The sequence below is a fragment of the Streptomyces sp. NBC_00285 genome (genome assembly GCF_036174265.1).
In the GTDB taxonomy this organism is placed as follows: domain Bacteria; phylum Actinomycetota; class Actinomycetes; order Streptomycetales; family Streptomycetaceae; genus Streptomyces.
Window position 1 is genome coordinate 2,354,824 of record NZ_CP108055.1, and the last position, 22,412, is coordinate 2,377,235.

Genomic DNA, 22,412 nt, shown 5'->3' on the forward strand with positions numbered 1-22,412 from the left:
TTCGGCGGTGACCGAACCGTTCGGGGCGCATGCTGGATCCCATGACCCAAGACCCGCAGGCGTCGCGGCTGGCGAGGCTCGCCGCCCTGATCGCCGACGAGACCCGGGCCACCTGTCTGCTGGCCCTCCTCGACGGCCGGGCCTGGACGGCGGGCGAGCTGGCCCGCCACGCCGGAGTCGCCGCGTCGACGCTGAGCGAGCACCTGGGCAAGCTGGTCGCGGGCGGACTGCTGACGGAGGAGCGGCAGGGCCGCCATCGCTATGTGCGGCTGACCGACGCGCGGGTGGCCCACCTGATCGAGGACCTGGCGGCGCAGGTCTCCCCGGACCCGGTCCAACGCCCGCGGAACCTGAGGGAGTCGAGTGCCGGCTCGGCGATGGCCAGGGGCCGCACCTGCTACGACCACCTGGCGGGCCGCTTGGGAATCGCCGTGACCGAGGCCCTGACGGCGCGTCAACTTCTGCGACAGGACACGGGGTTCGCCCTCACGGACGCGGGTCTCGCCTGGTTCGGGGCCACCGGCATCTCCCTCGACCACGGGACCCGCCGCCCCCTGGCCCGGGCCTGTCTCGACTGGACGGAGCGCCGCCCGCATCTGGCGGGAGTGGCCGGAGCGGCCCTGTGCCGGCATGTCCTTGCCGAGGGCTGGTGCATGCGCATCGGCTCGGAGCGGGCGGTGAAAGTCACGGCAGCAGGCGAACAGGCGCTGTCGGAGCTGCTGGGCATACCTGGACCGGCGCTGCGCTGAACGCCCCTTCGGGGAGCCACAGCCGGCGGCAGACGGCCTGTCCGAAATCCGCGAGCTTTCGAACGCCTGCCTTCCTAACCTCAGGAGCATGATGAACCCCCGCCGTACCGAACTCCTCGCCGCCGCGGCAGCCACCGTCACCGTCGTCCTGTGGGCCTCGGCGTTCGTCTCGATCCGGAGCGCGGGCGCCGCGTACTCGCCGGGCGCGCTGGCCCTTGGGCGGCTTCTCTCCGGCGTACTGGCCCTGGGCGCGATGTGCCTCATACGGCGGGTGGGATGGCCACCTCGCCCGGCCTGGCGCGGCATCGCGGTCTCCGGAGTCCTCTGGTTCGGCTTCTACATGGTCGTCCTGAACTGGGGTGAGCAACAGGTGGACGCGGGCACCGCCGCCCTGGTCGTGAACATCGGCCCGATCCTGATCGCGCTGCTCGGTGCCCGTCTGCTCAGGGACGCGATGCCGCCCCGGCTGCTGGCGGGCATGGCGGTGTCCTTCGCGGGCGCGGTCACCGTGGGCCTGTCGATGTCCGGCGAGGGCGGCTCCTCGGTCCTCGGTGTGGTGCTGTGCCTGCTGGCCGCGGTCGCCTACGCCGGCGGAGTCGTCGCCCAGAAGCCCGCGCTCGACTCGGCGAGCCCCTTGCAGGTGACCACGTTCGGATGCCTGGTGGGCGCCGTGGTCTGCCTCCCGTTCGCCGGCCGGCTGGTGTCGGACGCGGCCGACGCCCCGGCCTCGGCGACGCTCAACATGGTCTACCTGGGCGTCTTCCCGACCGCCCTGGCGTTCACCACCTGGGCGTACGCCCTCGCCCGTACGACCGCCAGTCGCATGGGCGCGACCACGTACGCGGTCCCCGCCCTGGTCGTCCTGATGTCCTGGCTGGCCCTGGGCGAGGTTCCGGGCCTGTTCACGCTCGCGGGAGGGGTGCTGTGTCTCGCGGGTGTGGCGGTGTCCCGTGCGCGGCGCCCGGCCGCGGCCCCGACGACGCCCTCGGAGCCGCGGCCCGAGAAGGCCTCGGACGCCGCGTGAACGAGACCCGCCCGAGCGCGAGGGTTGCCCGGAGCCTGAGGCGGGGCCCCGGGCGACCCGCCGCTCAGAACACCACCAGCGCCCTGCCGCCCTTCCCCGCCAGCATGTTGTCGAACGCCGCCGGGATCCCGTCCAGCGCGATCCGTTCCGTGACCAGCGACCCGAGATCCAGCCGGCCCGCCCGCACGTGCTCGGCGAGCACCGGCAGGTCCTCGGCCGGGTTCGAGTTGCCGTAGACACAGCCCGCGAGGGTGCGGCCCCAGTGGAAGATCTCCAGGGCGTTGAAGGTGACCTGCTGGTCCTTGCCGCCGATACCGACGACCGTCGTACGGCCGCCGCGGCGGGTGGAGTCCCAGGCGGTGCGGATGGTCGTCGCGCGGCCCACGCACTCCACGGCCACGTCGACGCCCTGCTTGCCGGTGAGGCCCCTGATCTCGCGGGCGGTGTGGTCGGAGGCGATCACGTAGTCGGTGGCTCCGGCCGCGCGCGCCAACTCCTCCTTCGCCGGGGAGACATCGACCGCGACGATCTTCGACGCTCCCGCGATGCGGGCCGCCTGGAGTGCGGCGAGGCCCACTCCCCCGACGCCGTACACGGCGACCGTCTCGCCCTTCCGGACCCGCGCCGAGTGGTGGACGGCGCCGTATCCGGTGAGGACCGCGCAACCCAACAGGGCCGCGTCCGTGAGGGGGATGCCCTCGGGGAGGGGTAGCAGGCAGGACTCGGAGACGACCGTCTCCTCGGCGAACGCGGCGACGTTCAGGCCGGGGTGGAGGTCGGTGCCGTCCGCGGTGCGGGCGTAGACGTCGGCGGCACCGGTGAGCGCGTTGGCGCACAGCCACACCTCGCCGAGCGAACAGGCGTGGCAACTCCCGCAGGAAGGAGCCCAGTTGAGGATCACCGCGGCGCCGGGCACCACCCCGGAGACCCCCTCCCCCACGGCGACCACCGTGCCCGCGCCCTCGTGGCCGAGGACGGCCGGGACGGGGACGCGCATGGTGCCGTTGGACAGGGACAGGTCGGAGTGGCAGACCCCGGCGGCGGCGAGCCGGACGCGGACCTGGCCGGGGCCGGGGTCCGGAAGGTCGATGTCGGTGATCTCCAGGGGTGCGCCCACGGCGGGAAGGACGGCGGCACGGACCATGGGACGGCTCCTCAGAACTGCAGGGACTTGGTCTGGAGGTACTCGGCGAGCCCGTGCGAGCCGAGCTCGCGGCCCACCCCGGACTGCTTGTAACCACCGAAGGGGGCAAGGGGGTTGAAGCGGCCGCCGTTGATGTCGACCTGCCCGGTGTCCATCCGGCGGGCGAAGGCCACCGCCTCCGACTCGTCACCGGCCCAGACGGCACCGGCGAGGCCGTAGACCGTGCCGTTGGCGATGCGCAGGGCGTCCTCCTCGTCCTCGTAGCGCAGGACGGACAGGACCGGGCCGAAGATCTCCTCCTGCGCGATCCTCATGTCCGGGGTGACGTCGGCGAAGACGGTCGGGCTGACGAAGTAGCCCTGCTCACGCGGGGATTCGGGGCCACCGGCGACCAGCCGGGCGCCCTCGGCCACGCCTGTCTCGATGTAACCGCGCACCCGCGCCCGCTGCTTGGCGTTGACGACCGGTCCGATGCGTTCGCCGTACTTCGCGGCGGCCGCGGCGGCGAGTTCGACGGCCTCGTCGTACTGCTCGGTGTGCACCAGCATCCGGGTCCAGGCGCTGCATGTCTGGCCGGAGTTGGACATCACGTTGGCGACGCCGACGTTGACCGCCTTGGCGAGGTCGGCGCTCGGCAGGATGACGTTGGCGGACTTGCCGCCGAGTTCCAGGGCGACCTTCTTCAGTGCGGCACCGGCACTCGCGCCGATCTGCCGTCCGACCGCGGTGGAGCCGGTGAAGGAGACCAGGTCCACGTCCGGGTGCTCGGCGAGCGCCTGCCCCGCGACCGGTCCGAGACCGGTGACCAGGTTGAAGACTCCGGCCGGAACGCCCGCCTCGTGGACCGCCTCGGCGAAGAGCTGCGCGACCAGCGGGGTGTCCTCGGCGGGCTTGAGGACGACCGTGCAGCCCGCGGCGAGGGCCGGGGCGACCTTGGCGACGATCTGGTGCAGCGGGTAGTTCCAGGGCGTGATCGCGCCGACCACGCCGATCGGCTCCTGGTGGACCGTGGAGTTGCCCACCTTCTCTTCGAAGGGGTGGGTCGCCGCGAGCTCGGCGTAGGAGGCCGCCACCGCGATGGGCACGGCGGCGTGGACGTTCTGCGAGAACTTCAGGGGCGAGCCGAGTTCGGCGGTGACGGTCTCGGCGATCTCGTCCTTGCGGGCGGCCAGGACGTCCCGGAGGGCCGCCAGGCGGGCGGCCCGCTCGGCGGGTGCGGTCGCGGCCCAGGCCGGGAGGGCGGCGCGGGCGGCCCGTACGGCGGTGTCGACGTCCTCGGCGGTGCCGGCCGGGACGGTGCCGACGACCTGTTCGTCGACCGGGTTCACCACCTCGATCACGTCCGGTCCGGCGGCCGGGCGCCACTCGCCGTCGATGTACATACCGTCGTGCGCCTTCATGGTGCGTCCTCCCGGGCTGGGCCGTGACGTGTCGTCGTCCGGCCTCATAAACTAGCGGCGATAGTTTTCGCGCGCCAGGGCGGGGCCTGACCCTGCAAGGACATCAGAGGTCGGCACGCGTCGCACACCCTGCCCACGGTGTCGTGCGCGACGGCATTCCCGTGGGCCCGGCGGGCCTGACGGCGGGGTGGCCGCGTGGCCCCTGCACGCCGGACCACCGCTGCCGACGCCGACACTCGGGGGCAGGCGGCTCCGACCGCAGCGGTGGGCGCACGGGTGGCACCGGCGACGGCCGGGCGGTTCAGGCGCGAGTCGGCCGCCCGCCGCGCGGCGGGCGGGGCATGCCCTGCGCGTCCAGGTGGTTCCCCGCGTCGCGGCACCGGCTCGGCCGGCCTCCCCCCACCCGTCCGGGCCGACTCGCCCGGCGTCTCACGCGTCCAGATCCGGAACCCGTGCCGGGGAGGGGCAGATCCGTTCGCCGTGCTGGTCGAAGACGAAGAGGTGGGAGATGTCGACGAGGAGGGGGACCTGCATGCCGCGGCGCAGGTCGATGTCCGGGGTGGTGCGGACGACGAGGTCGCCGGGGAGGTGACCGTCGGACAGAGCGGGTTCGGGCGCGGTGTCCTGCGGGTCCTCCATGACGACCACCGGGCCGGCCCGCAGCGAGCCCGCACGGTCCCTGATGCGGTCCAGGACCGTACCCTCGCGGCGGCGGCGCCGGGTCGGCCGCGCGGCGGGGCGGGGAGCCTCCAGGTCGGGGACGAACGCGGGGCTGGAGCCGGTGTTGAAGTGGACGAGGACCTCGTGGCCCTGGAACTCCACATGCTCCACCAGACCGGTGATCGGCATCTCCCCGGGGCGGGCGGAGGCGGGCTTGGCGATCCGGATCGCCTCCGAACGCAGGCCGACGATCACCTCGCGGCCCTGCTGGACACGGAGCAACTGGTGGTCCAGACACAGGGGTTCGGGCAGCCGCAGGTACTGCTTGCCGAGGCTGATGGTCATCGCGCCGTCCAGCGGGGCCCGGACCAGACCGCGCAGCAGGTTGATGCGCGGGGTGCCGATGAAGGCGGCGACGAAGACGTTGCGGGGCAGCGCGTACACCGAGCGCGGGGTGCCGATCTGCTGGAGGACTCCGCCGCGCAGGACGGCGACCCGGTCGCCGAGGGACATGGCCTCGGCCTGGTCGTGGGTGACGTAGACCGTGGTGACGCCCAACTTGCGGGTGAGGCCCACGATTTCGGCGCGCAGGTGGTTACGGAGCTTGGCGTCGAGATTGGACAGGGGCTCGTCCATGAGGAAGGCGGAGGGGTGGCGGGAGATGGCCCGGCCCATCGCCACGCGCTGGCGTTCACCGCCGGAGAGCTGGCCCGGGTACCGGTCGAGGATGTCCTCTATGCCCAGCATGCGGGCGGTGGCGTCCACGCGTGAACGAGGGTCCTCGCCGGGGGCCTCGATGCGCAGCGGGAAACCGATGTTCCCCCGGCTCGTCATGTTCGGGTAGAGGGCGAAGTTCTGGAACACCATCGCCATCCGCCGTTCGGAGGGCAGAAGGTCGTTGGCCAACTCGCCGTCGAGCCTGAGCTGCCCCTCGGTGATCTCCTCCAGCCCGGCGATCATGCGCAGCACGGTGGACTTGCCGCAGCCGGAGGGGCCGAGCAGGACGAGGAACTCGCCGGGCCTGACGTCCAGCGAGAGCCGGTCCACCACCCGGGTTCCTCGTGTGTAGGTCTTGCTCACGTCGTGCAGCGAGATGGCGCGTGTCATGGCAGTGCCCCCGAGGGCTGAATCAGGCGCTGGTGCTCCGCGGTCGAGAGACCCCGTGCGGTTCGAACGGGGCTGTGAGTCACGGAAGTTAACGGAATGCGCGCACCCGGGGGAAGAGACTGGGCGGGATCGTTGCACCGGCCCACGCGGCGAGAAAACGGACCGTCGGATTCAGTGGGCCGGGGCGCTCTTCAGCGGCTGCGGCCCACGGGTCTTCGTGAGGTGGGCGAAGACGACGACGTTGCTGCTGTACCCGGTCCGCCGGTTGAAGAATCCGCCGCAGGTGATCACGCGGAGTTCCGGGCGCCGGACCGGGCCGTAGACCTCCTTGTCGGGGAAGCCTGCCTTGTCGAAGACCTTCACCCGGTCCACCGTGTAGACGGCGGTGCGTCCGTCCGCCCGCCCCGCCTCGATCACGTTGCCGGGCTTCACCTGGGCGAGCGCGGCGAAGACGGCGGGGCCGGTCCTGGTGTCGCGGTGGCCCACGGCGATCGCCGTGCCGGACTCTCCGGGCGTGGGGCCGCCCTCGTACCAGCCCACGAGCTTCGGCTTGTCGACCGGTGGCGTCGCCAGCTCCCTGCCCTTGATCAGTGCGATACCCGTGATCGGAGCGCCGATACCCAGTGACGGGATGCGGAAGGACGTCGGCCTGGACCGGGGCAGCGGACGGGGCGGGGGCGTGCGCGTAGGGCGGCGCGCAGGGCGGGCGGAGGGGGTCGGCCCACCGGCCGCCTCCGCGCCCGGGGCTCCGGCCGCCACGGTGTCCTGACCGTCGGGCCCTTGCGGTGCCGTCGCCTTGTCGTCCCCCGCGCATCGAACCCCTACCGTCACCAGGACGACCGTGAGCAGGGCCGTCCTGGCGAGTCGGTAGGCGCGGGTCCGGTACCAGGGCCTTCGTCTGCGCCTACGCGGCGCCATTGGGCCGACGGCGGTTCATCCGGAAGTACGCGACGCCGCCGACCGCCACCAGGCCGACGACCCCCGCGGCGGTCACCGGCGCGAACGCGGCCGCGGTGTCGACGAGACCGCCGCCGCCCGCGTGCACGCCTCCCTTCGGACCGTTGTGGTCGCTCTGGCCCCAACCCGCGCCGTCACGCTGCTGGTCCTCGATCCGGTCGCCCGGCCGACGCTCCGCGTCGCGCTTGCCTTCGTGGCAGTTGACGCGGAAGACCTTCTCCTTGGTGACGCCCCCCACGGTCCAGGCGATCTTGTGCTGCCCGTCCGCCACCCCCAGCGGTTCGGTGTGGCCGGCGCCGCCCGCGATCTGGACGAGGCCGCTGACGGTCGCGGCACTGGGCAGCGGAGGCTGTGGCGTGATGGTGTAGTTGATGGTGGTGAGGGCGTCGAAGTTGACGGCATCCAGGTAGAACTTGCAGACCCGGGAATCATCCTTCGAGACGCCGAACGGCACGCCCACGTGATGGATCCTGATGTCGCCGTTCTCTCCTGCAGCCGACGCGGTCGGCGCCACCACCCACGACGCGCCGGCCGCCGCGAGGGCGGTGAGGACGACGGTGGCACCCGCGTGGACGCGGAAGGTACGTGGGAGTGTCAGGGTGGGCATGCGCGCTCCTCCGATTCAGACGATTTCCATACAAATCGCTCGTTCGGCAGAACTCTCCTTGATGCGCGCAGCGGTCGACGCATCGACGCCCGGCGCGCCGTCAGATATCGCTCGTGCGGCGCAATCGCGGGCGCATCGGCCGCTCCCCCGGGGCCGGTTCGGTCCCGTCGGGGCGCCCCGACGACCGCAACGCCACCCCCGAGGACACCAGCAGCAACGCCCCCAGCATCACGAACGGCGCCGCCACGCCCACCACCCCGGCGACCAGCCCCGCGGTGGCCGGTGCGGCGACCTGACCGAGGCGGTTGCCGGTCAGCCGCAGGGCCAGGGCGGTGGAGCGGGCGCCGTCCGGGGCGGCCTGGACGACCGTCGTCATGGACAGTGGCTGCCCGACGCCCAGACAGAAGCCCAGCAGGGCGAGCATGACCGCCAGCGCCCACACCGGGACCGGCAGCGCGAGGCCCGCGCACAGCACGGCCGCCAGCAGACACGTCACGGTGAGGAGCAACGCTCGCCCCAGCAGCCGTAGCAGAGGAGTCAGTACCAGACGGCAGGCGATGGTGGCGGCCGCGCGCAGGCTCAGCAGCAGGCCGATCACCGAGGGGGCGATGCCCCGGTGTTCGCCGACCACCGGGAGGTACGCGGTGAGGATGTCGGTGGCGGACAGCACGGACAGGCTCACGAAGATGCCTCCGGGCACGCCCCGGGCCCGCAGGATGTGCCGCACGGAGACACGATCGCCTTCTCCGGCAAGAGAGTTGGCGGCCGTCTCGCGGTGCTCGATCCGCCACAGAGAGGTGAACGCGACCGCCGCACCCGCACCCGCGACGAGCAGCGCCAGCGCGCTGGTGCCCGCCATGTCGGAGCCGCCGATCAGCGCACCCGCCGCGATCGGGCCGACCAGTTGGCCGAGGGAGGCACCGATGGTGAAGTGGCCGAAGTTGCGGTCCTGTTCGTGCGGGGCGGACTGCCGGGCGACGAGCGACTGGGCGCCGATCACGAAACAGAGGTGCCCGAGGCCCATCACCCCGCTCCAGACGGCCATCGCCCACAGGGAGTCGGCGATGCCGCTCAGCGCGCAGCCGCCGGATATCAGGACCACTCCGACCGGCAGCAGGGGCGCGCAACGCCCGTGGTCCGTGCGGCGGCCCAGGGGTACGGCGGCGAAGAGGGGCAGGAGGGCGTACACGCCGGCGATGACGCCGACCGCCTGCTCGTCGGCGCCCAGCGCCAGAGCCCGGTAGGAGACGGCGGGCCGGGCCATCGACACCGCCCCCTGCGCGAAGCTGAAGGCGATGACGAGGCGAAGCAGCCAGCCGCGGTTCCCACCGGGCCTCATGATGACGTTGTTCACGGACTGATCAGATGATTCCGAAGAGGATGCCTGCTCCGAGGATGATCAGGCTTGTGAGCGCGGCCCACTTGACCACGAACTTGGTGTGGTCGCCGAACTCCACCTTGGCCATGCCGACCAGGACGTAGACGGCCGGGACGAGCGGGCTCGACATGTGCAGCGGCTGGCCGACGAGCGAGGCGCGGGCCATCTCCAGCGGGGTGACGCCGTGCGCCGCGCCGGCCTCGGCGAGGACGGGGAGGACACCGAAGTAGAAGCCGTCGTTGGACATGAAGTAGGTGAGCGGAAGGCTCAGGACGCCGGTGACGAGGGCCATGTGCGGGCCCATGCCCTCGGGGATGACGTCGACCATCCAGCGGGCCATGTGGTCGACCATGCCGGTGCCCTGCAGGACGCCGGTGAAGACGGCGGCGGCGAAGACCATGCCGGAGACGTTGAGGACGTTGTCGGCGTGGGCGGCCAGGCGGGCCTTCTGGTCCGGGATGTGCGGGAAGTTCACGGTGAGCGCGAGTGCGGCGCCGAGCAGGAACAGCACCGGGATCGGCAGCCACTCCATGATCATGCAGGTGAGCAGGACGACCGTGAGCAGCGCGTTGAACCAGTACAGCCTGGGGCGCAGGGTGGGCCGGTTCGGGTCCAGGACCTGGAAGCGCCTCAGTTCGTCGGCGGCGTCATCGGCGTCAGAGGCGCCCGTGCCGCCGGTTCCCGCCGCGCTCTTGCCCGTGCCGGATGTGCCGGACGTGCCGGACGTGCCGGTACCGGCACCCACCAGGACCGTCTCGGACTCCGCGGGCTCCAGGACCTCCTCCAGCGTCAGCGTGCCGAGCCGCTTGCGCTCGCGTATGCCGAGGACGTACGAGAGGACGAAGACGCCCAGCAGACCGACGGCGAGGGCCGGGATCATGGGGACGAAGATGTCGCTGGCGTCGAGCTTCAGCGCGGTGGCGGCGCGGGCCGTCGGGCCGCCCCAGGGCAGCGTGTTCATCACGCCGTTGGCCATGGCGGCGACACCGGTCATCACGACCAGGCTCATCTTCATGCGCTTGTACAGCGGGTACATCGCGGAGACGGTGATCATGAAGGTGGTCGAGCCGTCACCGTCGAGGGAGACGATCGCGGCGAGGATCGCGGTGCCGACGACGATCCGCATCGGGTCGGCCTTGGCGAACTTCAGGATGCCGCGGACGACCGGGTCGAAGAGGCCGACGTCGATCATCACACCGAAGTAGACGATCGCGAACATGAGCATCGCCGCGGTGGGGGCGAGGCTGGTGACGCCTTCGATGACGTAGTCACCGAGCTTGGCGCCCTTCCCGACGAAGACACAGAAGAGTGCCGGGATCAGCACGAGCGCCGCGATCGGCGACATCTTCTTCATCATGATCAGGACCAGGAAGGTCGCGATCATGGCGAAGCCGAGGATGGTCAACATGAGTGGATACCTAACGTTCGCCCTTGAACTCCCACCAGAGTCGGCGGTGCGTTGACGTTAGGTCCCGTCAAGTGGCGTTAACAAGACGTTGACGTGCGAGCAATAAGCGCAAAACTGCTGGTCACAGCTTTGCACTGCTCACAGGGCCAGGACGGCGGCAAGTTCCACGGGTACGCCGTTGAGGACCGCGTTGCCCGAGAGCGGGTCGAGCAGGCTGCCGTCGAGGAGCTGGTTGACGTTGACGCCGGGGTCCTTGGCGGCGTGGCCGAGCCGGCTCCCGGGACGGTCGTGACCCCAGCCGTGCGGCAGGCTGACCACGCCGGGGCGTACGACGTCGGTGAGTTCCGCCTCGGTGACCACCTCGCCCCCGGCGCCCTTGATCCGCACCGGGGCGCCGTCCGTCAGGCCGAGCCGCTCGGCGTCCTCGGGATGGATGTGCAGGGTGCAGCGGTTGGTGCCGCCGGTGAGCGCGGGGACGTTGTGCATCCAGCTGTTGTTGGAGCGGAGGTGCCGGCGGCCGATGAGGACCAGGCCGTCGGCCCGGTGCCGCAGAGCCTCACGCAGCCTGGGCAGATCGTCCGCGATCGGCTGCGGCAGCAGCTCGACCCTGCCGCTCCTGGTCTTCAGGGGCTGCGGCAGCCGGGACCCCAGCGGCCCGAGGTCGATGCCGTGCAGATGCGCGAGCAGCTTCGTCAGGCTCAGGCCGTCCGGCCGTACGCCGAAGCCGTCGCCGTAGGGGCCGAGGCGCAGCATCATGTCGAGCCGCCGCTCGGGGCCGGTGTCGCCGCCCAGTTCGGTGGTGAGGTCGCGGGGGTCGCGGCCGTGCACGGGAGAGTGGGGCTCCTTGACCGCCTTGCCGAGGGTCTGGCCGATGACCAGGTCGTCCACGGCGGACGGGGCGGCGCCGTGCATGCCGGTCGCGGCGAGGATAAGCCGGGCGAAGATCTCCGTCTCCGCCATCCGGCCGGGCTCCAGCGGGACGGCGGGGCGGGTGTACCGGACCTGGTTGCGTACGGCGAGGGTGTTGAACGCGAAGTCGTGGTGCGGGCTCTGGGAGGGCGGGGGCGGCGGCAGTACGACGTGGGCGTGGCGCGAGGTCTCGTTGAGGTACGGGTCCACGCTGACCATGAAGTCGAGCGAACCGAGCGCCTTGTCGAGCCGGTCGCCGTCGGGGGCGGAGAGCACGGGGTTGGCGGCGACGGCGATGAGCGCCCGGACCGGCTCGCCCTCCGCGGTCGCGGTGTCGATCTCCTCGGCGAGCGCGGAGAGCGGCAACTCCCCCTTGGCCTCGGGGTGTCGGCTCACCCGGGAGTGCCAGCGCCCGAGGGCGAACCCGTGACCGGGTCCGGCGGGACGGGGTGTCCGGTCGGTGGCCGCCTGGGGGAAGAGGGCGCCGCCGGGCCGGTCGAGGTTGCCGGTGAGGATGTTGAGCACGTCGACGAGCCAGCTCGCCAGGGTGCCGTGCGGGACGGTGCAGCTGCCGATCCGGCCGTATACGGCGGCCGTCGGGGCTGCGGCGAGTTCGCGGGCGAGGGTGCGTGTCACCCCGGCGTCCACGTCACAGGCGGCGGCTACGGCCTCGGGGGGGAAGTCCCCCACGGCTTCGCGGAGTTCGTCGAGCCCCTGGAGATGCGGGGCCAACTCCCCCGGGTCCACGAGGCCTTCCTCGAAGAGCACGTGGGCCATCGCCGCGAGGAGCAGTGCGTCGGTGCCGGGCCGGACGGCGATGTGGCGGTCGGCGAGCCTCGCGGTGCGGGTGCGGCGGGGGTCGATGACGGTGAGGGTGCCACCGCGGGCCTTCAGCGCCTTGAGCTTGCCGGGGAAGTCGGGGGCGGTGCACAGACTCCCGTTGGATTCCAGGGGGTTGGCGCCGATGAGCAGCAGATGGTCGGTGTGGTCGAGGTCGGGCACCGGGATGGCGTTGGCGTCGCCGTACAACAGCCCGCTGGAGACGTGCTTGGGCATCTGGTCGACGGTGGACGCGGTGAAGATGCTCCGGGTGCCGAGCCCGGCGAGCAGCACCGTCGGGTAGAGGGCGCCGGCCATGGTGTGGACGTTGGGGTTGCCGAGGACGACCCCGACGGAGTTCGCTCCGTGGCCGTCGACGACCGCCCTGATCCCGGCGGCGACCGCGTCGAAGGCCTCGTCCCAGGTGGCCTCGCACAGCTCGCCGTCGCGTCGCACGAGGGGGGTGCGCAGCCGGTCGGGGTCCCCGTCGAGGGCCCCGAAGGCGGCCCCCTTCGGGCAGATGAACCCCTTGCTGAACACGTCGTCACGGTCCCCGCGGGCCCCGGTGACGCGGGTTCCCTCGATGGTGAGGGTCAGCCCGCAGGTGGCCTCGCACAGGGGACAGATTCGCAGGGCGGTGCGGGACACGGGTCCTCCTGGGGGCAGCGGTGCCTGTCCGGATGAGCATACCGACCGGTATGAACGGTGGGGAGGCCTTGTCCGGCGAATTCCGCGGGAGCGTCAGTCAAGCACCCGCGCGAGATACGCCCGCAGCATCTCCCGTGCCTCCTGGATGATCTGCTCGTCACCGTCCGGCGCCATCCGGAAGGCCAGGTGCACCAGGGTGTCCGCGGTCTCCACGGCGATCAGGAAGGTGCGGCGCAGGTCGTCGTCCGGTTCGCGGGAGAGATAGCCGGAGAGAAGCTGGGTGAGCCGGTCGGCGACACGGTGGTTGGGTTCCGCGTGGCGGGCGCCGACGGGGATCTGGTTGCCGAAGTCGACGAGGGAGAAGCCGGGCGCGGTGCGCTTCATGGCGAGGTACTCGTCGAGCACGACGTCCATCGCCATACGCCAGCCGCCTCCCTCGCCCGACTCCGCGAGGCGGTCGGTGACGCGGACCGTGAAGCGTTCCAGGTTGCGCTGGGCGAGGGCGTCGACCATCTGCCGCTTGTTGCCGAAGAAACGGTAGACCGAGCCGATGGGCACGCCGGCGCGCAGTGCGACGGCCCGCGTGCTCAGGGTGTCGTAGCCGACCTCGTCCAGAAGGTCGGCGCAGGCGTCGAGAATCCTGGTCAGCCGTTCGGCACTGCGCCGCTGCACGGGGGCGCGGCGAAGCGAGGTCGCTTGGGGCACGGGCTTCATGATGCCTTTCCGCCGTGGTCCGGTGAACCCTGCCACCTGGTACGGGGCCGGGACCCTGGGGCAGTCACCGGCCACCGCCGGTACTCGCCGCGGCCTGCACTTCCGAGGCGCCGCTGCCGGTACTGGTCATGCTGCGCGACTGGGAGGCACGGCCGCCCGCGCCGGTCATGCTGTCCAGCTGCGTGCCGCCGACACCCGCGGCCGTCCTGAGTTGCGGCTCCGATCCGCCGGCACCCGCACTGGTCGTGAGTTGTGACTGCGTGCCGTCGCCGCCCGCGCCGGTCATGCTCTGCGACTCCGAGCCGCCGTCCGTGCCAGCCGTAGCCGTGTTAGCCGTAGATCGTGGCTCCGAGGCCGTGACGTCCGCCGTGCTCTCGATCGGGTCGCCGTCCACGGCCCACACGGTGCCGTCGTCGGCGTACAGCCGGGCGGTGACCTTGTGGGTGCCCTGGGGGACGTACCCGGCGTCGAGTCGGTAGGCGGGGGTGCGCAGGGTGGTGACGGGGTGGCCGTCCACGAAGAGGACGGCCACGCCGTGGCCGGAGACCGCCCTGGACGTCGTACCGGTGGGCGAGAAGACGAAGTTCTCGACGTCCAGGCGCACGGACCAGCAGTCGTCCGTGCCCGGCTGCACCTCTATGCCGACGTCGGGGGCGCTCCCCTGGTCCACCTCGCGGTAGTGCCGCCCCTCGTGGTCGGTGTTGCCGAGGACCTTGCCCACCGGTGAGACCGACTGGCCGTCCTTGTGGTCCTGTGCCCCACTGGTGCCACAGCTCACGGATCCGGTCACCAGCAGGACACAGACCGCGAGCACGGCAAGGAGTCCCCGCGTCCACGACATGCCCGGGAGCCTAGAACACGGGTACGACACCGCGAATCCCCCTGGGGTCTGGTTCCGGTCCTCCTCCCTGAGGAGGTCACGGACGGGAAATCGGTTCCACGGAACGACCCCTCTTGCGCCACGGCAACCGCAATCCTACGGTGATGCATAGGAATCAGACCGCAAGGGAGCGACCATGAGCGGGGACGCAACGACCTCGGGCGGGGACGCGGCCGACGCGCGCGGGAACGCGCGGAAGACCGCCGAGGGCCTGGCCCACCTCTCCGGCTTCGGCAACGAACACGCGTCGGAAGCCGTCCCCGGCGCCCTGCCCGAGGGCCGCAACGCCCCGCAGCGCGCCCCCCTCGGCCTGTACGCGGAGCAGCTCAGCGGCTCGGCGTTCACGGAGCCCCGCGCCCACAACCGCCGCTCGTGGCTGTACCGGATCCGTCCGTCGGCCGCGCACCCGGCGTTCACGCACACCCACAACGGCCGGATCCGCACCGCCCCCTTCACGGAGTCGGTCCCGGACCCGAACAGGCTGCGCTGGGACCCGCTGCCGCAGCCCACGGAGGGCACGGACTTCCTCGCCGGCCTGTGGACCCTCGGCGGCAACGGCGACGTCACCCAGCGCACCGGCATGGCCGTGCACCTCTACCACGCCACCGACTCGATGGACCGCGTCTTCAGTGACGCCGACGGCGAGCTGCTGATCGTCCCGGAGCGCGGCGGGCTGCTGCTGCGCACGGAGTTCGGGCTGCTGCATGTGGAGCCGGGACATGTGGCGCTGATCCCTCGTGGGGTGCGGTTCCGTGTGGAGCTGCTCAGCGATTCCGCCCGCGGTTATGTGTGCGAGAACTACGGGGCGCCCTTCCAGCTCCCCGACCTCGGCCCGATCGGCGCCAACGGCCTGGCCAACGCCCGCGACTTCCGGGCCCCCGTCGCCGCCTACGAGGACGTCGAGGGGCCGGTGGAGGTGGTCAACAAGTTCTGCGGCAACCTCTGGACGGCGACCTACGACCACTCACCGCTCGACGTCGTCGCCTGGCACGGCAACCATGTGCCGTACGTCTACGACCTGCGCCGCTTCAACGTCATCGGCAGCGTCTCCTACGACCACCCCGACCCGTCGATCTTCACCGTGCTGACGTCCCCGTCGGACACCCCGGGCCTGGCCGGCGTCGACTTCGTGGTGTTCGCGCCACGCTGGCTGGTCGGCGAGGACACCTTCCGGCCGCCGTACTTCCACCGGAACGTGATGAGCGAGTACATGGGCCTGATCGAGGGCGCCTACGACGCGAAGGCGCAGGGTTTCGTGCCGGGCGGCGGTTCCCTGCACAACATGATGTCGGCGCACGGACCCGACCGGGAGACGTTCGACAGGGCGAGCGCGGCCGAACTCAAGCCGCAGAAGGTGGACGACGGCCTCGCCTTCATGTTCGAGACGCGGTGGCCGGTGACGCTCACCGCGCACGCGGCCCGGGCTGACCACCTCCAACCGCACTACGACGACGTGTGGCGGGGCCTCGAACGTCACTTCCGCCCGTTGCACTGACCGATCCGCGGAAGGTACGGATAGCCCGTGACCTCCTTCGCTCCGGACTCGATCGTCCTGAACCGCAAGCTGCCGCTCTGGTACCAGGTGTCGCAGTCCCTGCGCGCCTCGATACTCGGCCGCTCACCCCAGGACCCCCTCCGCCTGCCCACCGAGGAACAACTGGCGGGGCACTACGGCGTGAGCGTGCTGACCATGCGGCAGGCGCTCAAGGAGCTGGAGGACGAGGGGCTGATCACCCGGCACCGCCGCCGGGGCACCTTCATCGAGCCGGACGCCCGCCGGGGCGCCCCGGTCCGGCTGCTCGGCTCGGTGGACGCGATCGTGGCCCAGCAGTCCGGCATGACGACCGAACTGCTGGAGCACGGCAAGTCGTCCGTGCCGACCGAACTCGCCGAGTACTTCCCGGAGTTCGACGAGGTGGCGACGTACCACCGGCTGCGCTGCGACGAGCGGACGGGCGAGCCGACCAACCACGCCCGCAACTACGTCCGGCCCGAACTCGCGGCCCGCATCGACCCGTCCGACCTGCTGCGCTGGCCGATGACGAAGGTGCTCAAGGACGTCGTCGGCGCGGACATCAGCCGCATCACGGACACCGTGGAGGCGCGGCTGGCGGACCCGGAGACCGCGCGTCTGCTCCAAGTCCCGCTGCTCAGCCCGATCCTGCACTACACCGGAGTCACCTACGACCCGGACGGCCGGGTGCTGGACGCGGCGGTGATCCACTACCGGGGGGACCGGTTCTCCTTCACGGTGACTCTGGACGCCACATGAACCCACTGTCCGTCACTGGTCGTACGATGCCCAGCGTGACGCACGACGACGCTCCGCCGCTGGCGGACCTCATGCCGTGGTCCGTCGCACCGCCGCGGCTCGGCCGGGGGTGGCCGACGGGCCCCGACGCGGCCTCCCTGAAAGCCCGCTGGGACGCCCTGCTGAAGGCCGAGGGTCCCGACCGGGAGGCCCTGTTCGAGCCGACGCGCTCGCGCACCCTGCGCTCGGCGGTCGGGCAGCTGCCTGGGCGGACGGGCGGCACGGAGAGGCTCGCGCGCGCTTCAGGCCCCTGCCCGGAGCCGGTACGGGTCCTGCACGCGCCCTTCGACGAGCAGTGGCTGATCCCGGACCACCGGCTGATCGACGCGGCCCGGCCCGAGTTGTGGCGGGTCGCCGACGACGACCAGGTGTTCGTGGTGGAGACGCCCGCGAACGCGCAGGGCGCCCGGCTCTTCGCGACCTCCGTGCTCCCGCTGCTGCGGCCCGGCCGGATCCGCCCGCTGTACCGGCGCCCGGGCGGCACGGAACCGAACCTGTCCCCGGGCCTGCTGGAGCACCTGCGGACCCGGCTCGGAATCGAGGTGGCACCCCCGGACGTCCTCGGCTGGATCCTGGCGGCGGTCCGCCCCGACCTCACCGTCCCGCTCACCGACGACCCCGGACTCTGGTCCCGCGGCGTCGAGTGGGGCCGCCGCACCCTCTGGCTGATGCGACGGCACGGCGACCGCCCGAAGCTGCCCGGAGGCCGCCGTCCCTACGTCCGCGCGCCGCTCCCCTCGCGCCCGGTGCTCCTGGCCTACGACCGCAACGAGGAGGCCCTGCTCCTGGACGAGGGCCGCATCTCGCCGGTACCACCCGAGGCCTGGGACTTCGAGGTGGCCGGCGTGCGGGTCCTGGAGCAGTGGTTCACGGCCCGGGTCACGGAGCCCGAACCCGGCACCCTGGCGGCGATCCGCCCGGCGACCTGGCCGCAGACGTGGACGTCGGAGCTGCTGGAGCTGATCGCCGCGCTGGCCCTGCTGGCGGAACTCCAGCCCCCGTGGGACGAGTTGACGTCCCGGATCACGGCGGCCGACCTGCGCGGGGCGGGCGTGCTCCCGGTGCCGGAGCCGGCACGCCGGCCGGCGTCGGTCCTGGACGGCCACGAGGAGGGGCCGGAGGGGCAGCTCGCGCTGATCTAACGCGGGCCCGGGTCGAAGGCGTCCAGCACCCGTTCCAGTGCCCGCACGAACACCGCCTCCAGATCGATCGGCCCGCTGTCCTCCATGAAGGCCGCGGCCAGCCGCGGATACGCGCCGGTGGCCACCTGACCGCCCAGGTAGGCGATCCGGACCGCGTTCTCCTCCTCCTCGGACCAGGGCATGGAACGGGTACGTTCGGTGGTGGCGATCTCGTTGGCCGTGTACGTCGTGACGACGCCGTTGAGCAGGGCGACCAGCTCCATCTTCACGCCGTACGGAACGGCGAGCGGTTCGAGACAGTCCAGGCAGTGCTCCAGGTACCGCAGTGAGTTGGGGCTGAAGCCGTAGACCCCCGACATCAGACGCGGCACCCAGGTGTGCCGGCGCATGATGGCGCGGGTCTCCTCCGCGTTGCGGATCATGTCGGCGCGCCAGTCGCCCGTGGGCTCGGGGATGTCGTGCTCGGCACCGATCGCGTCAATCATCAGCTCGTACAGGTCCTCCTTACGGGGGACGTAGTTGTACAGCGACATCGTTCCGCAGCCCAGTTCGGCCGCGATGTGCCGCATGGACACGGCCTCCAGCCCACCGGCGTCGGCGAGCCGCACCGCCGCGGCCGCGATGTCGGCCCGCGTGAGCGCGGGCCTCGGACCACGCCCCGTCCGCTCGGGACGCGCCCAGATCACTTCGGGTACGGCCGCTCGGCCTGCCATCGGTCATCACCTCGGCCACCATCCTAGTTACGTACAGCGTACGTAGTGCGCTATGGTCACCCCATGACTTCTACGTACGCTGTACTTAGTGAAGGTCTGGAGAAGCGCTTCGGGAAGGTCCATGCCCTGCGCGGGCTGGATCTCGCGGTCGCCCCGGGCACGGTCTGCGGCATCCTCGGCCCCAACGGCGCGGGCAAGACCACGGCCGTACGGCTGCTCACGACGTTGCTGCGGCCGGACGCCGGTTCCGCTCGGGTCGCCGGGCACGACCTCGTCCGGGAGCCCGCGGCGGTACGCCGGGCCATCTCCGTGACCGGGCAGGACGCGTCGGTCGACGGGGACCTCACCGGACGGCAGAACCTCCGGCTGTTCGCCCGGCTGCACCGGGTGCGGGGGCCGGCCGAACGGGCCGCCGAGCTGCTCGACCGCTTCGGGCTGGCCGACGCCGCCGACCGGCCCGCATCCACCTACTCGGGCGGCATGCGTCGCCGCCTCGACCTGGCCGCGAGCCTGATCCGCCGCCCCGAGGTCCTGTTCCTCGACGAGCCGACGACCGGGCTCGACCCGGCCAGCCGCAACCTGATCTGGGACGCCGTGCGCGATCTCACCGCGGACGGCACGACCGTACTGCTGACCACGCAGTACCTGGAGGAGGCCGACCGGCTCGCCCACGACATCGCCCTGGTGGACAAGGGCCGGGTCGCGCACACGGGTTCACCGTCCCAGCTGAAGGCGCTGATCGGGGCACACGTCGAGATCGTCGTCGCGGACGCGGACATCCTGGTGAAGGCGGCCGGCGTGCTCGATCAACTCACCGGCGGGGAACCGTCGTTCGACCACGAGCGCAACTCGGTCGGCGCGGTCACCCGGGACACCACACTCACACTGCCCCGTCTGGTGCGCGAACTGGACATGGCCGGCGTGCCGTTGCTGGACGCGAGCATCCGGCCGCCGACCCTCGACGACGTCTTCCTGCGACTCACGAAGGAGCGTGCGGCATGAGCACGTTGGCCTACGACGGCACGGCGATGGTGGGCCGTCAGCTGCGGCGGGTCCGGAACAACCCGGGACTGCTGATCCTGACCCAGACCATGCCGATCACGATGCTGCTGTTCTTCGGCTATGTCTTCGGCAGCGCGCTGGCGATGCCAGGCGCGGAGTACCGGTCCTTCCTGGTGCCGGGACTGCTGGTGGCGACGGCGGCGAACGGGATCATGACCGGGATGTTCCAGGCGGCCCAGGACGTCCACCGGGGCGTGACGGACCGGCTGCGCACTCTGCCGATCAGCCGGGCGGCCGTACCCCTGGGGCAGTCGGTCGCGGACGTGGCGGTGACAGCAGTCGGCATGGTGCCGCTCCTGCTGGTGGGGCTCGCGGTGGGCTGGCGCGTCGAGGGGTCCGCGCTCCACGCGGCGGGCGCCGTCGGGCTGTTGCTGATGTTCCGGTTCGCGACCACCTGGATCGGCATCTTCCTCGGCCTGCTCACCGGGAGCGAGGAGGCCGCGGGTCAGCTGGGCGGCGCGACGTTCATCCTGCCGCTGCTGTCCAACGCGTACATCCCGACCGAGGGTCTGCCCGGCTGGCTGCGCACGCTCGCCGAGTGGAACCCGATCAGCGCGGTGACCACGGCCCTGCGGGACCTGTTCGGGAACGCGCCCGTGCCGGAGGGCGCCGCCTGGCCGGTGGCCCATCCGATCGCCGGGTCGCTGATGTGGTGCGCGGTGCTGCTCGCGGTCTTCGCACCGCTGGCCGTACGCCGGTACGGGCGCGGCCGGGGCTGATCACGCCACCGGACTCAACGCACGTACAGGGCAGGGGTGTTACGGGTGGGGTGGGGTGAGCCGGGGACGTGTCCCGCACTCGGCGAATCCACCTGGCGCCGCTGCATGCCGTGGGGATGACGGACGGGAGCGCAGCGGGACGCCGGGATGGCACGACCGCCGAGCGCGGGTCGGGAACCTCTGAACCGTGACCCCGGAGGGCCGGTACGGCTCAGCGGCCGCCGAACAGCGAACGGGTCAGTCGACGCAGCGGCGCGAACAGCGAGACGCGGCGTACGCGCACTCCCCTGTCGCTGCGCTGCTTGGTGGTGTCACGCGCGGTCAGCTCACGCATCAGCAACGTCGCCTCGGCCGCCTCTCGCTGCGGGACAGCAGGTCCCGACAGCACCGAGAGATGACGGTCGAGGCGCGAACTGGTCGCGCTGCTCCCGCAGGTGATCGCAGGAACCCTCGCCCTGCGTACTGCTATCTGTTCCATGTCACTCCCCACCCGTACGAGTCCACCCGGCCCGGGCAGGTTAACCCTATCGCCCCGTCGGGGCACTCGTGTATCGGCCTCACAGGATTCACCTTCCCCATAAGGGCGTTGACGACCCCTCTTTGATTACTCTCCGAATCCAACCGATTTCAGGGCGAGTTGGACAACCGGCTGGGTAGTGGGCTGCGGTGAGCCCCCGCCGGGCTCGACCGTCACAGCCAGTGATGTTGCGGACTTGTCGAGTCCGGTCGCGACCAAGGGCGTGTCGGTGGCGAAGAGCCCCAGGGAGCGCGGTTGCTCGCCCGGGCGCATGAGCCACAACTGGCGCACGCGGCCGCTCGGGGGCGCGCTGTACCCGCTCAGGGTGACGACCGCGCGCCCCTCCGATGCGGAAGCGATCACTCCGATGATGCGGCCCTGTGCGTCCTGGCCACGGGTCGCGAGCGCGTCCGAAGCCTGCAGAACGTGGGCGATCTCACTGGCCTGGGCTTTCTGCGCGTCCAGTTCGCCCTGGGTCCGGTTGGCCTGGACGGCGAACAGGGAGGCGACGGCGAGCGCAGCGGCGGCCGTGGCCGTCGCGAAGGGCACGAACAGGGGCCGCCGCCGCTGCCTGGGAAGTGGCTGGGTCCCCCACACGTGGGCCGGCAACTGCGACTTGCGCGCACGTCCCGGTCCCCGCTGCCGTGCGGGCCCTCGGTGCCGGTCGGCCTCGCGCGGCCGCACCGGCTCCCGCTGCCGGTCGAACCCGTGGTGCGGGCCCGGTTCCCGGAGCGAGACGGGCTCCTGCGCGGTTGCTCGCACGGCGGCCAGCACCCGGTCGCGCATCGCGGGCGGCGCCGGGGCCGCCGCGGACCAGGCGAGCCGTACCGCGTCCTCGGACAGCACCCGCACCTCGGCGGGACAGCTGTCGCAGCCTCCCAGGTGCCGCTCGAAACGGATCCGCTCGGCGGGCTCCAGCGCGTCGAGCGCGTAGGGAGCCGCCAGGGAATGGAGGTCCTCGCTGCGGAACCGGTCACTCAGACTCATGCGACACCTCCCAAGCACTCGCGCAGCCGGGTCAGCCCGTCGCGCATCCGCGTCTTCACCGTACCCAGCGGCAAGGAGAGCCGCTCGGCCACTTCACGGTACGTGTAGCCGTCGTAGTAGGCGAGGGTGACGGACTGTCGCTGGAGTTCGGTGAGCCGCTCCAGGCACCGGCGCACCCACTCGCGTTCGAGGCCCGCCTCGACCTCCTCGGTCACGTGGTCGAAGGCAGGGGGGTGGGCCCGGTTCGCCTCCCGCTGCTCACGCTCGCCCGCGGCACGGGCACTGCGCACCCGGTCGACGGCGCGGCGGTGCGCGAGGGTGAGGATCCAGGACATCGCGCTGCCCTTGCGGGGGTCGAACCGCGCGGCGGACCGCCAGAGTTCGAGCAGCACTTCCTGTGACACCTCCTCGGACTGCGCCTGATCACGCACCACCCGGCGTACGAGTCCGAAGACGGGCCCGGCCACGAACCCGTAGAGCTCCTCGAATGCCCTCTGGTCCCCGCCTGCCACGAGCACCAGAAGCTCGTCCGCCTCCAACTCGTCGCCCCCTCCCGC

At 71.7% G+C, this 22,412-nt stretch carries 21 protein-coding genes; 7 read left to right on the forward strand and 14 right to left on the reverse strand.

All coding sequences use genetic code 11. From position 1 onward, the window contains the following. Window positions 1-29 precede the first annotated feature (29 nt). Together OHT57_RS10745 and OHT57_RS10750 are read left to right on the forward strand one after the other, a co-directional pair. Window positions 30-749, forward strand: a complete 720-nt coding sequence (locus OHT57_RS10745; protein WP_328745904.1) for an ArsR/SmtB family transcription factor — start codon at window positions 30-32, stop codon at window positions 747-749. 91 nt (window positions 750-840) lie between these two features. Next, the gene (locus OHT57_RS10750) at window positions 841-1,773 is read left to right on the forward strand and encodes a DMT family transporter (protein WP_443053608.1); all 933 of its coding nucleotides are present in this window, start codon (window positions 841-843) and stop codon (window positions 1,771-1,773) included. Window positions 1,774-1,837: 64 nt separating this feature from the next. Here the strand turns inward: OHT57_RS10750 and OHT57_RS10755 are convergent, their stop codons facing one another. From OHT57_RS10755 to OHT57_RS10800, 10 genes are all read right to left on the reverse strand, one after another. Next, window positions 1,838-2,917 (reverse strand): Zn-dependent alcohol dehydrogenase, encoded by a 1,080-nt coding sequence (locus tag OHT57_RS10755; RefSeq protein ID WP_328745907.1) that lies wholly within the window; start codon window positions 2,915-2,917, stop codon window positions 1,838-1,840. A gap of 11 nt (window positions 2,918-2,928) precedes the next feature. After that, window positions 2,929-4,317, reverse strand: coding sequence for an aldehyde dehydrogenase family protein (locus OHT57_RS10760; RefSeq protein ID WP_328745908.1), 1,389 nt, complete (start codon window positions 4,315-4,317; stop codon window positions 2,929-2,931). A 429-nt stretch (window positions 4,318-4,746) separates the two neighbouring features. Continuing rightward, entirely contained in the window at window positions 4,747-6,084 is a 1,338-nt protein-coding gene (locus tag OHT57_RS10765) for an ABC transporter ATP-binding protein (RefSeq protein WP_328745909.1), read from the reverse strand. Window positions 6,085-6,255: 171 nt separating this feature from the next. Next, the gene (locus tag OHT57_RS10770; RefSeq protein WP_328745910.1) at window positions 6,256-7,002 is read right to left on the reverse strand and encodes a class F sortase; all 747 of its coding nucleotides are present in this window, start codon (window positions 7,000-7,002) and stop codon (window positions 6,256-6,258) included. Further along, on the reverse strand, window positions 6,989-7,648 hold the full coding sequence (locus OHT57_RS10775) for a hypothetical protein (protein WP_328745911.1): 660 nt from the start codon (window positions 7,646-7,648) through the stop codon (window positions 6,989-6,991). Before OHT57_RS10775 ends, OHT57_RS10770 begins: the two co-directional genes overlap by 14 nt. 100 nt (window positions 7,649-7,748) lie before the next feature. Next, a complete protein-coding gene (locus tag OHT57_RS10780) occupies window positions 7,749-8,987 on the reverse strand; it encodes an MFS transporter (RefSeq protein WP_328753167.1) in 1,239 nt (412 codons plus the stop codon). Window positions 8,988-9,009: 22 nt separating this feature from the next. After that, window positions 9,010-10,434 carry a CitMHS family transporter gene (locus OHT57_RS10785; protein WP_328745912.1) on the reverse strand — a complete coding sequence of 475 codons (1,425 nt, stop codon included), beginning with the start codon at window positions 10,432-10,434 and terminating at the stop codon, window positions 9,010-9,012. A 138-nt stretch (window positions 10,435-10,572) separates the two neighbouring features. Continuing rightward, a complete protein-coding gene (locus tag OHT57_RS10790; RefSeq protein ID WP_328745913.1) occupies window positions 10,573-12,810 on the reverse strand; it encodes a molybdopterin oxidoreductase family protein in 2,238 nt (745 codons plus the stop codon). Between the two features lie 93 nt (window positions 12,811-12,903). Further along, a complete protein-coding gene (locus OHT57_RS10795) occupies window positions 12,904-13,524 on the reverse strand; it encodes a TetR/AcrR family transcriptional regulator (protein ID WP_328745915.1) in 621 nt (206 codons plus the stop codon). Between the two features lie 64 nt (window positions 13,525-13,588). Then, complete coding sequence (locus OHT57_RS10800; protein ID WP_328745916.1) at window positions 13,589-14,365, reverse strand: hypothetical protein; 777 nt, start codon at window positions 14,363-14,365, stop codon at window positions 13,589-13,591. Window positions 14,366-14,540: 175 nt separating this feature from the next. Here OHT57_RS10800 and hmgA point away from each other — a divergent pair, with 175 nt between their 5' ends. The 3 genes from hmgA to OHT57_RS10815 are packed head-to-tail and all read left to right on the forward strand — an operon-like array spanning window position 14,541 to window position 17,857. Next, a complete protein-coding gene (gene hmgA, locus OHT57_RS10805; protein ID WP_328745917.1) occupies window positions 14,541-15,899 on the forward strand; it encodes a homogentisate 1,2-dioxygenase in 1,359 nt (452 codons plus the stop codon). A 27-nt stretch (window positions 15,900-15,926) separates the two neighbouring features. After that, window positions 15,927-16,676: a GntR family transcriptional regulator gene (locus tag OHT57_RS10810; protein ID WP_328745918.1), complete on the forward strand. Its 750-nt coding sequence runs from the start codon at window positions 15,927-15,929 to the stop codon at window positions 16,674-16,676. 26 nt (window positions 16,677-16,702) lie between these two features. Further along, a complete protein-coding gene (locus OHT57_RS10815; protein WP_328745919.1) occupies window positions 16,703-17,857 on the forward strand; it encodes a type ISP restriction/modification enzyme in 1,155 nt (384 codons plus the stop codon). Here OHT57_RS10815 and OHT57_RS10820 read toward each other — a convergent pair. Continuing rightward, window positions 17,854-18,570: a TetR/AcrR family transcriptional regulator gene (locus OHT57_RS10820; protein WP_328745920.1), complete on the reverse strand. Its 717-nt coding sequence runs from the start codon at window positions 18,568-18,570 to the stop codon at window positions 17,854-17,856. The genes OHT57_RS10815 and OHT57_RS10820 overlap by 4 nt on opposite strands. Before the next feature lie 63 nt (window positions 18,571-18,633). Here OHT57_RS10820 and OHT57_RS10825 point away from each other — a divergent pair, with 63 nt between their 5' ends. Together OHT57_RS10825 and OHT57_RS10830 are read left to right on the forward strand one after the other, a co-directional pair. Beyond that, a complete protein-coding gene (locus tag OHT57_RS10825) occupies window positions 18,634-19,572 on the forward strand; it encodes an ATP-binding cassette domain-containing protein (RefSeq protein ID WP_328745921.1) in 939 nt (312 codons plus the stop codon). Next, window positions 19,569-20,351, forward strand: a complete 783-nt coding sequence (locus OHT57_RS10830) for an ABC transporter permease (RefSeq protein ID WP_328745922.1) — start codon at window positions 19,569-19,571, stop codon at window positions 20,349-20,351. Before OHT57_RS10825 ends, OHT57_RS10830 begins: the two co-directional genes overlap by 4 nt. A 211-nt stretch (window positions 20,352-20,562) precedes the next feature. Here OHT57_RS10830 and OHT57_RS10835 read toward each other — a convergent pair whose 3' ends face one another. The 3 genes from OHT57_RS10835 to OHT57_RS10845 all read right to left on the reverse strand — a co-directional run bounded on the left by OHT57_RS10835 (window position 20,563) and on the right by OHT57_RS10845 (window position 22,394). Next, window positions 20,563-20,829 (reverse strand): hypothetical protein, encoded by a 267-nt coding sequence (locus tag OHT57_RS10835; RefSeq protein ID WP_328745923.1) that lies wholly within the window; start codon window positions 20,827-20,829, stop codon window positions 20,563-20,565. Between the two features lie 126 nt (window positions 20,830-20,955). Further along, window positions 20,956-21,855, reverse strand: a complete 900-nt coding sequence (locus OHT57_RS10840; protein WP_328745924.1) for an anti-sigma factor — start codon at window positions 21,853-21,855, stop codon at window positions 20,956-20,958. Then, on the reverse strand, window positions 21,852-22,394 hold the full coding sequence (locus OHT57_RS10845) for a sigma-70 family RNA polymerase sigma factor (RefSeq protein WP_328745925.1): 543 nt from the start codon (window positions 22,392-22,394) through the stop codon (window positions 21,852-21,854). The genes OHT57_RS10840 and OHT57_RS10845 overlap by 4 nt, the downstream gene beginning before the upstream one ends. Between the last annotated feature and the right edge of the window lie 18 nt (window positions 22,395-22,412).

Coding starts and splice junctions, on each gene's coding strand:
- OHT57_RS10770 (WP_328745910.1), bottom strand. CDS start 7,002: ATGGCGCCGCGTAGGCGCAGACGAAGGCCCTGGTACCGGACCCGCGCC.
- OHT57_RS10750 (WP_443053608.1), top strand. CDS start 841: ATGAACCCCCGCCGTACCGAACTCCTCGCCGCCGCGGCAGCCACCGTC.
- OHT57_RS10835 (WP_328745923.1), bottom strand. CDS start 20,829: ATGGAACAGATAGCAGTACGCAGGGCGAGGGTTCCTGCGATCACCTGC.
- OHT57_RS10830 (WP_328745922.1), top strand. CDS start 19,569: ATGAGCACGTTGGCCTACGACGGCACGGCGATGGTGGGCCGTCAGCTG.
- OHT57_RS10825 (WP_328745921.1), top strand. CDS start 18,634: ATGACTTCTACGTACGCTGTACTTAGTGAAGGTCTGGAGAAGCGCTTC.
- OHT57_RS10820 (WP_328745920.1), bottom strand. CDS start 18,570: ATGGCAGGCCGAGCGGCCGTACCCGAAGTGATCTGGGCGCGTCCCGAG.
- OHT57_RS10775 (WP_328745911.1), bottom strand. CDS start 7,648: ATGCCCACCCTGACACTCCCACGTACCTTCCGCGTCCACGCGGGTGCC.
- hmgA (WP_328745917.1), top strand. CDS start 14,541: ATGAGCGGGGACGCAACGACCTCGGGCGGGGACGCGGCCGACGCGCGC.
- OHT57_RS10800 (WP_328745916.1), bottom strand. CDS start 14,365: ATGTCGTGGACGCGGGGACTCCTTGCCGTGCTCGCGGTCTGTGTCCTG.
- OHT57_RS10765 (WP_328745909.1), bottom strand. CDS start 6,084: ATGACACGCGCCATCTCGCTGCACGACGTGAGCAAGACCTACACACGA.
- OHT57_RS10785 (WP_328745912.1), bottom strand. CDS start 10,434: ATGTTGACCATCCTCGGCTTCGCCATGATCGCGACCTTCCTGGTCCTG.
- OHT57_RS10815 (WP_328745919.1), top strand. CDS start 16,703: ATGCCCAGCGTGACGCACGACGACGCTCCGCCGCTGGCGGACCTCATG.
- OHT57_RS10755 (WP_328745907.1), bottom strand. CDS start 2,917: ATGGTCCGTGCCGCCGTCCTTCCCGCCGTGGGCGCACCCCTGGAGATC.
- OHT57_RS10760 (WP_328745908.1), bottom strand. CDS start 4,317: ATGAAGGCGCACGACGGTATGTACATCGACGGCGAGTGGCGCCCGGCC.
- OHT57_RS10745 (WP_328745904.1), top strand. CDS start 30: ATGCTGGATCCCATGACCCAAGACCCGCAGGCGTCGCGGCTGGCGAGG.
- OHT57_RS10840 (WP_328745924.1), bottom strand. CDS start 21,855: ATGAGTCTGAGTGACCGGTTCCGCAGCGAGGACCTCCATTCCCTGGCG.
- OHT57_RS10795 (WP_328745915.1), bottom strand. CDS start 13,524: ATGAAGCCCGTGCCCCAAGCGACCTCGCTTCGCCGCGCCCCCGTGCAG.
- OHT57_RS10780 (WP_328753167.1), bottom strand. CDS start 8,987: ATGAGGCCCGGTGGGAACCGCGGCTGGCTGCTTCGCCTCGTCATCGCC.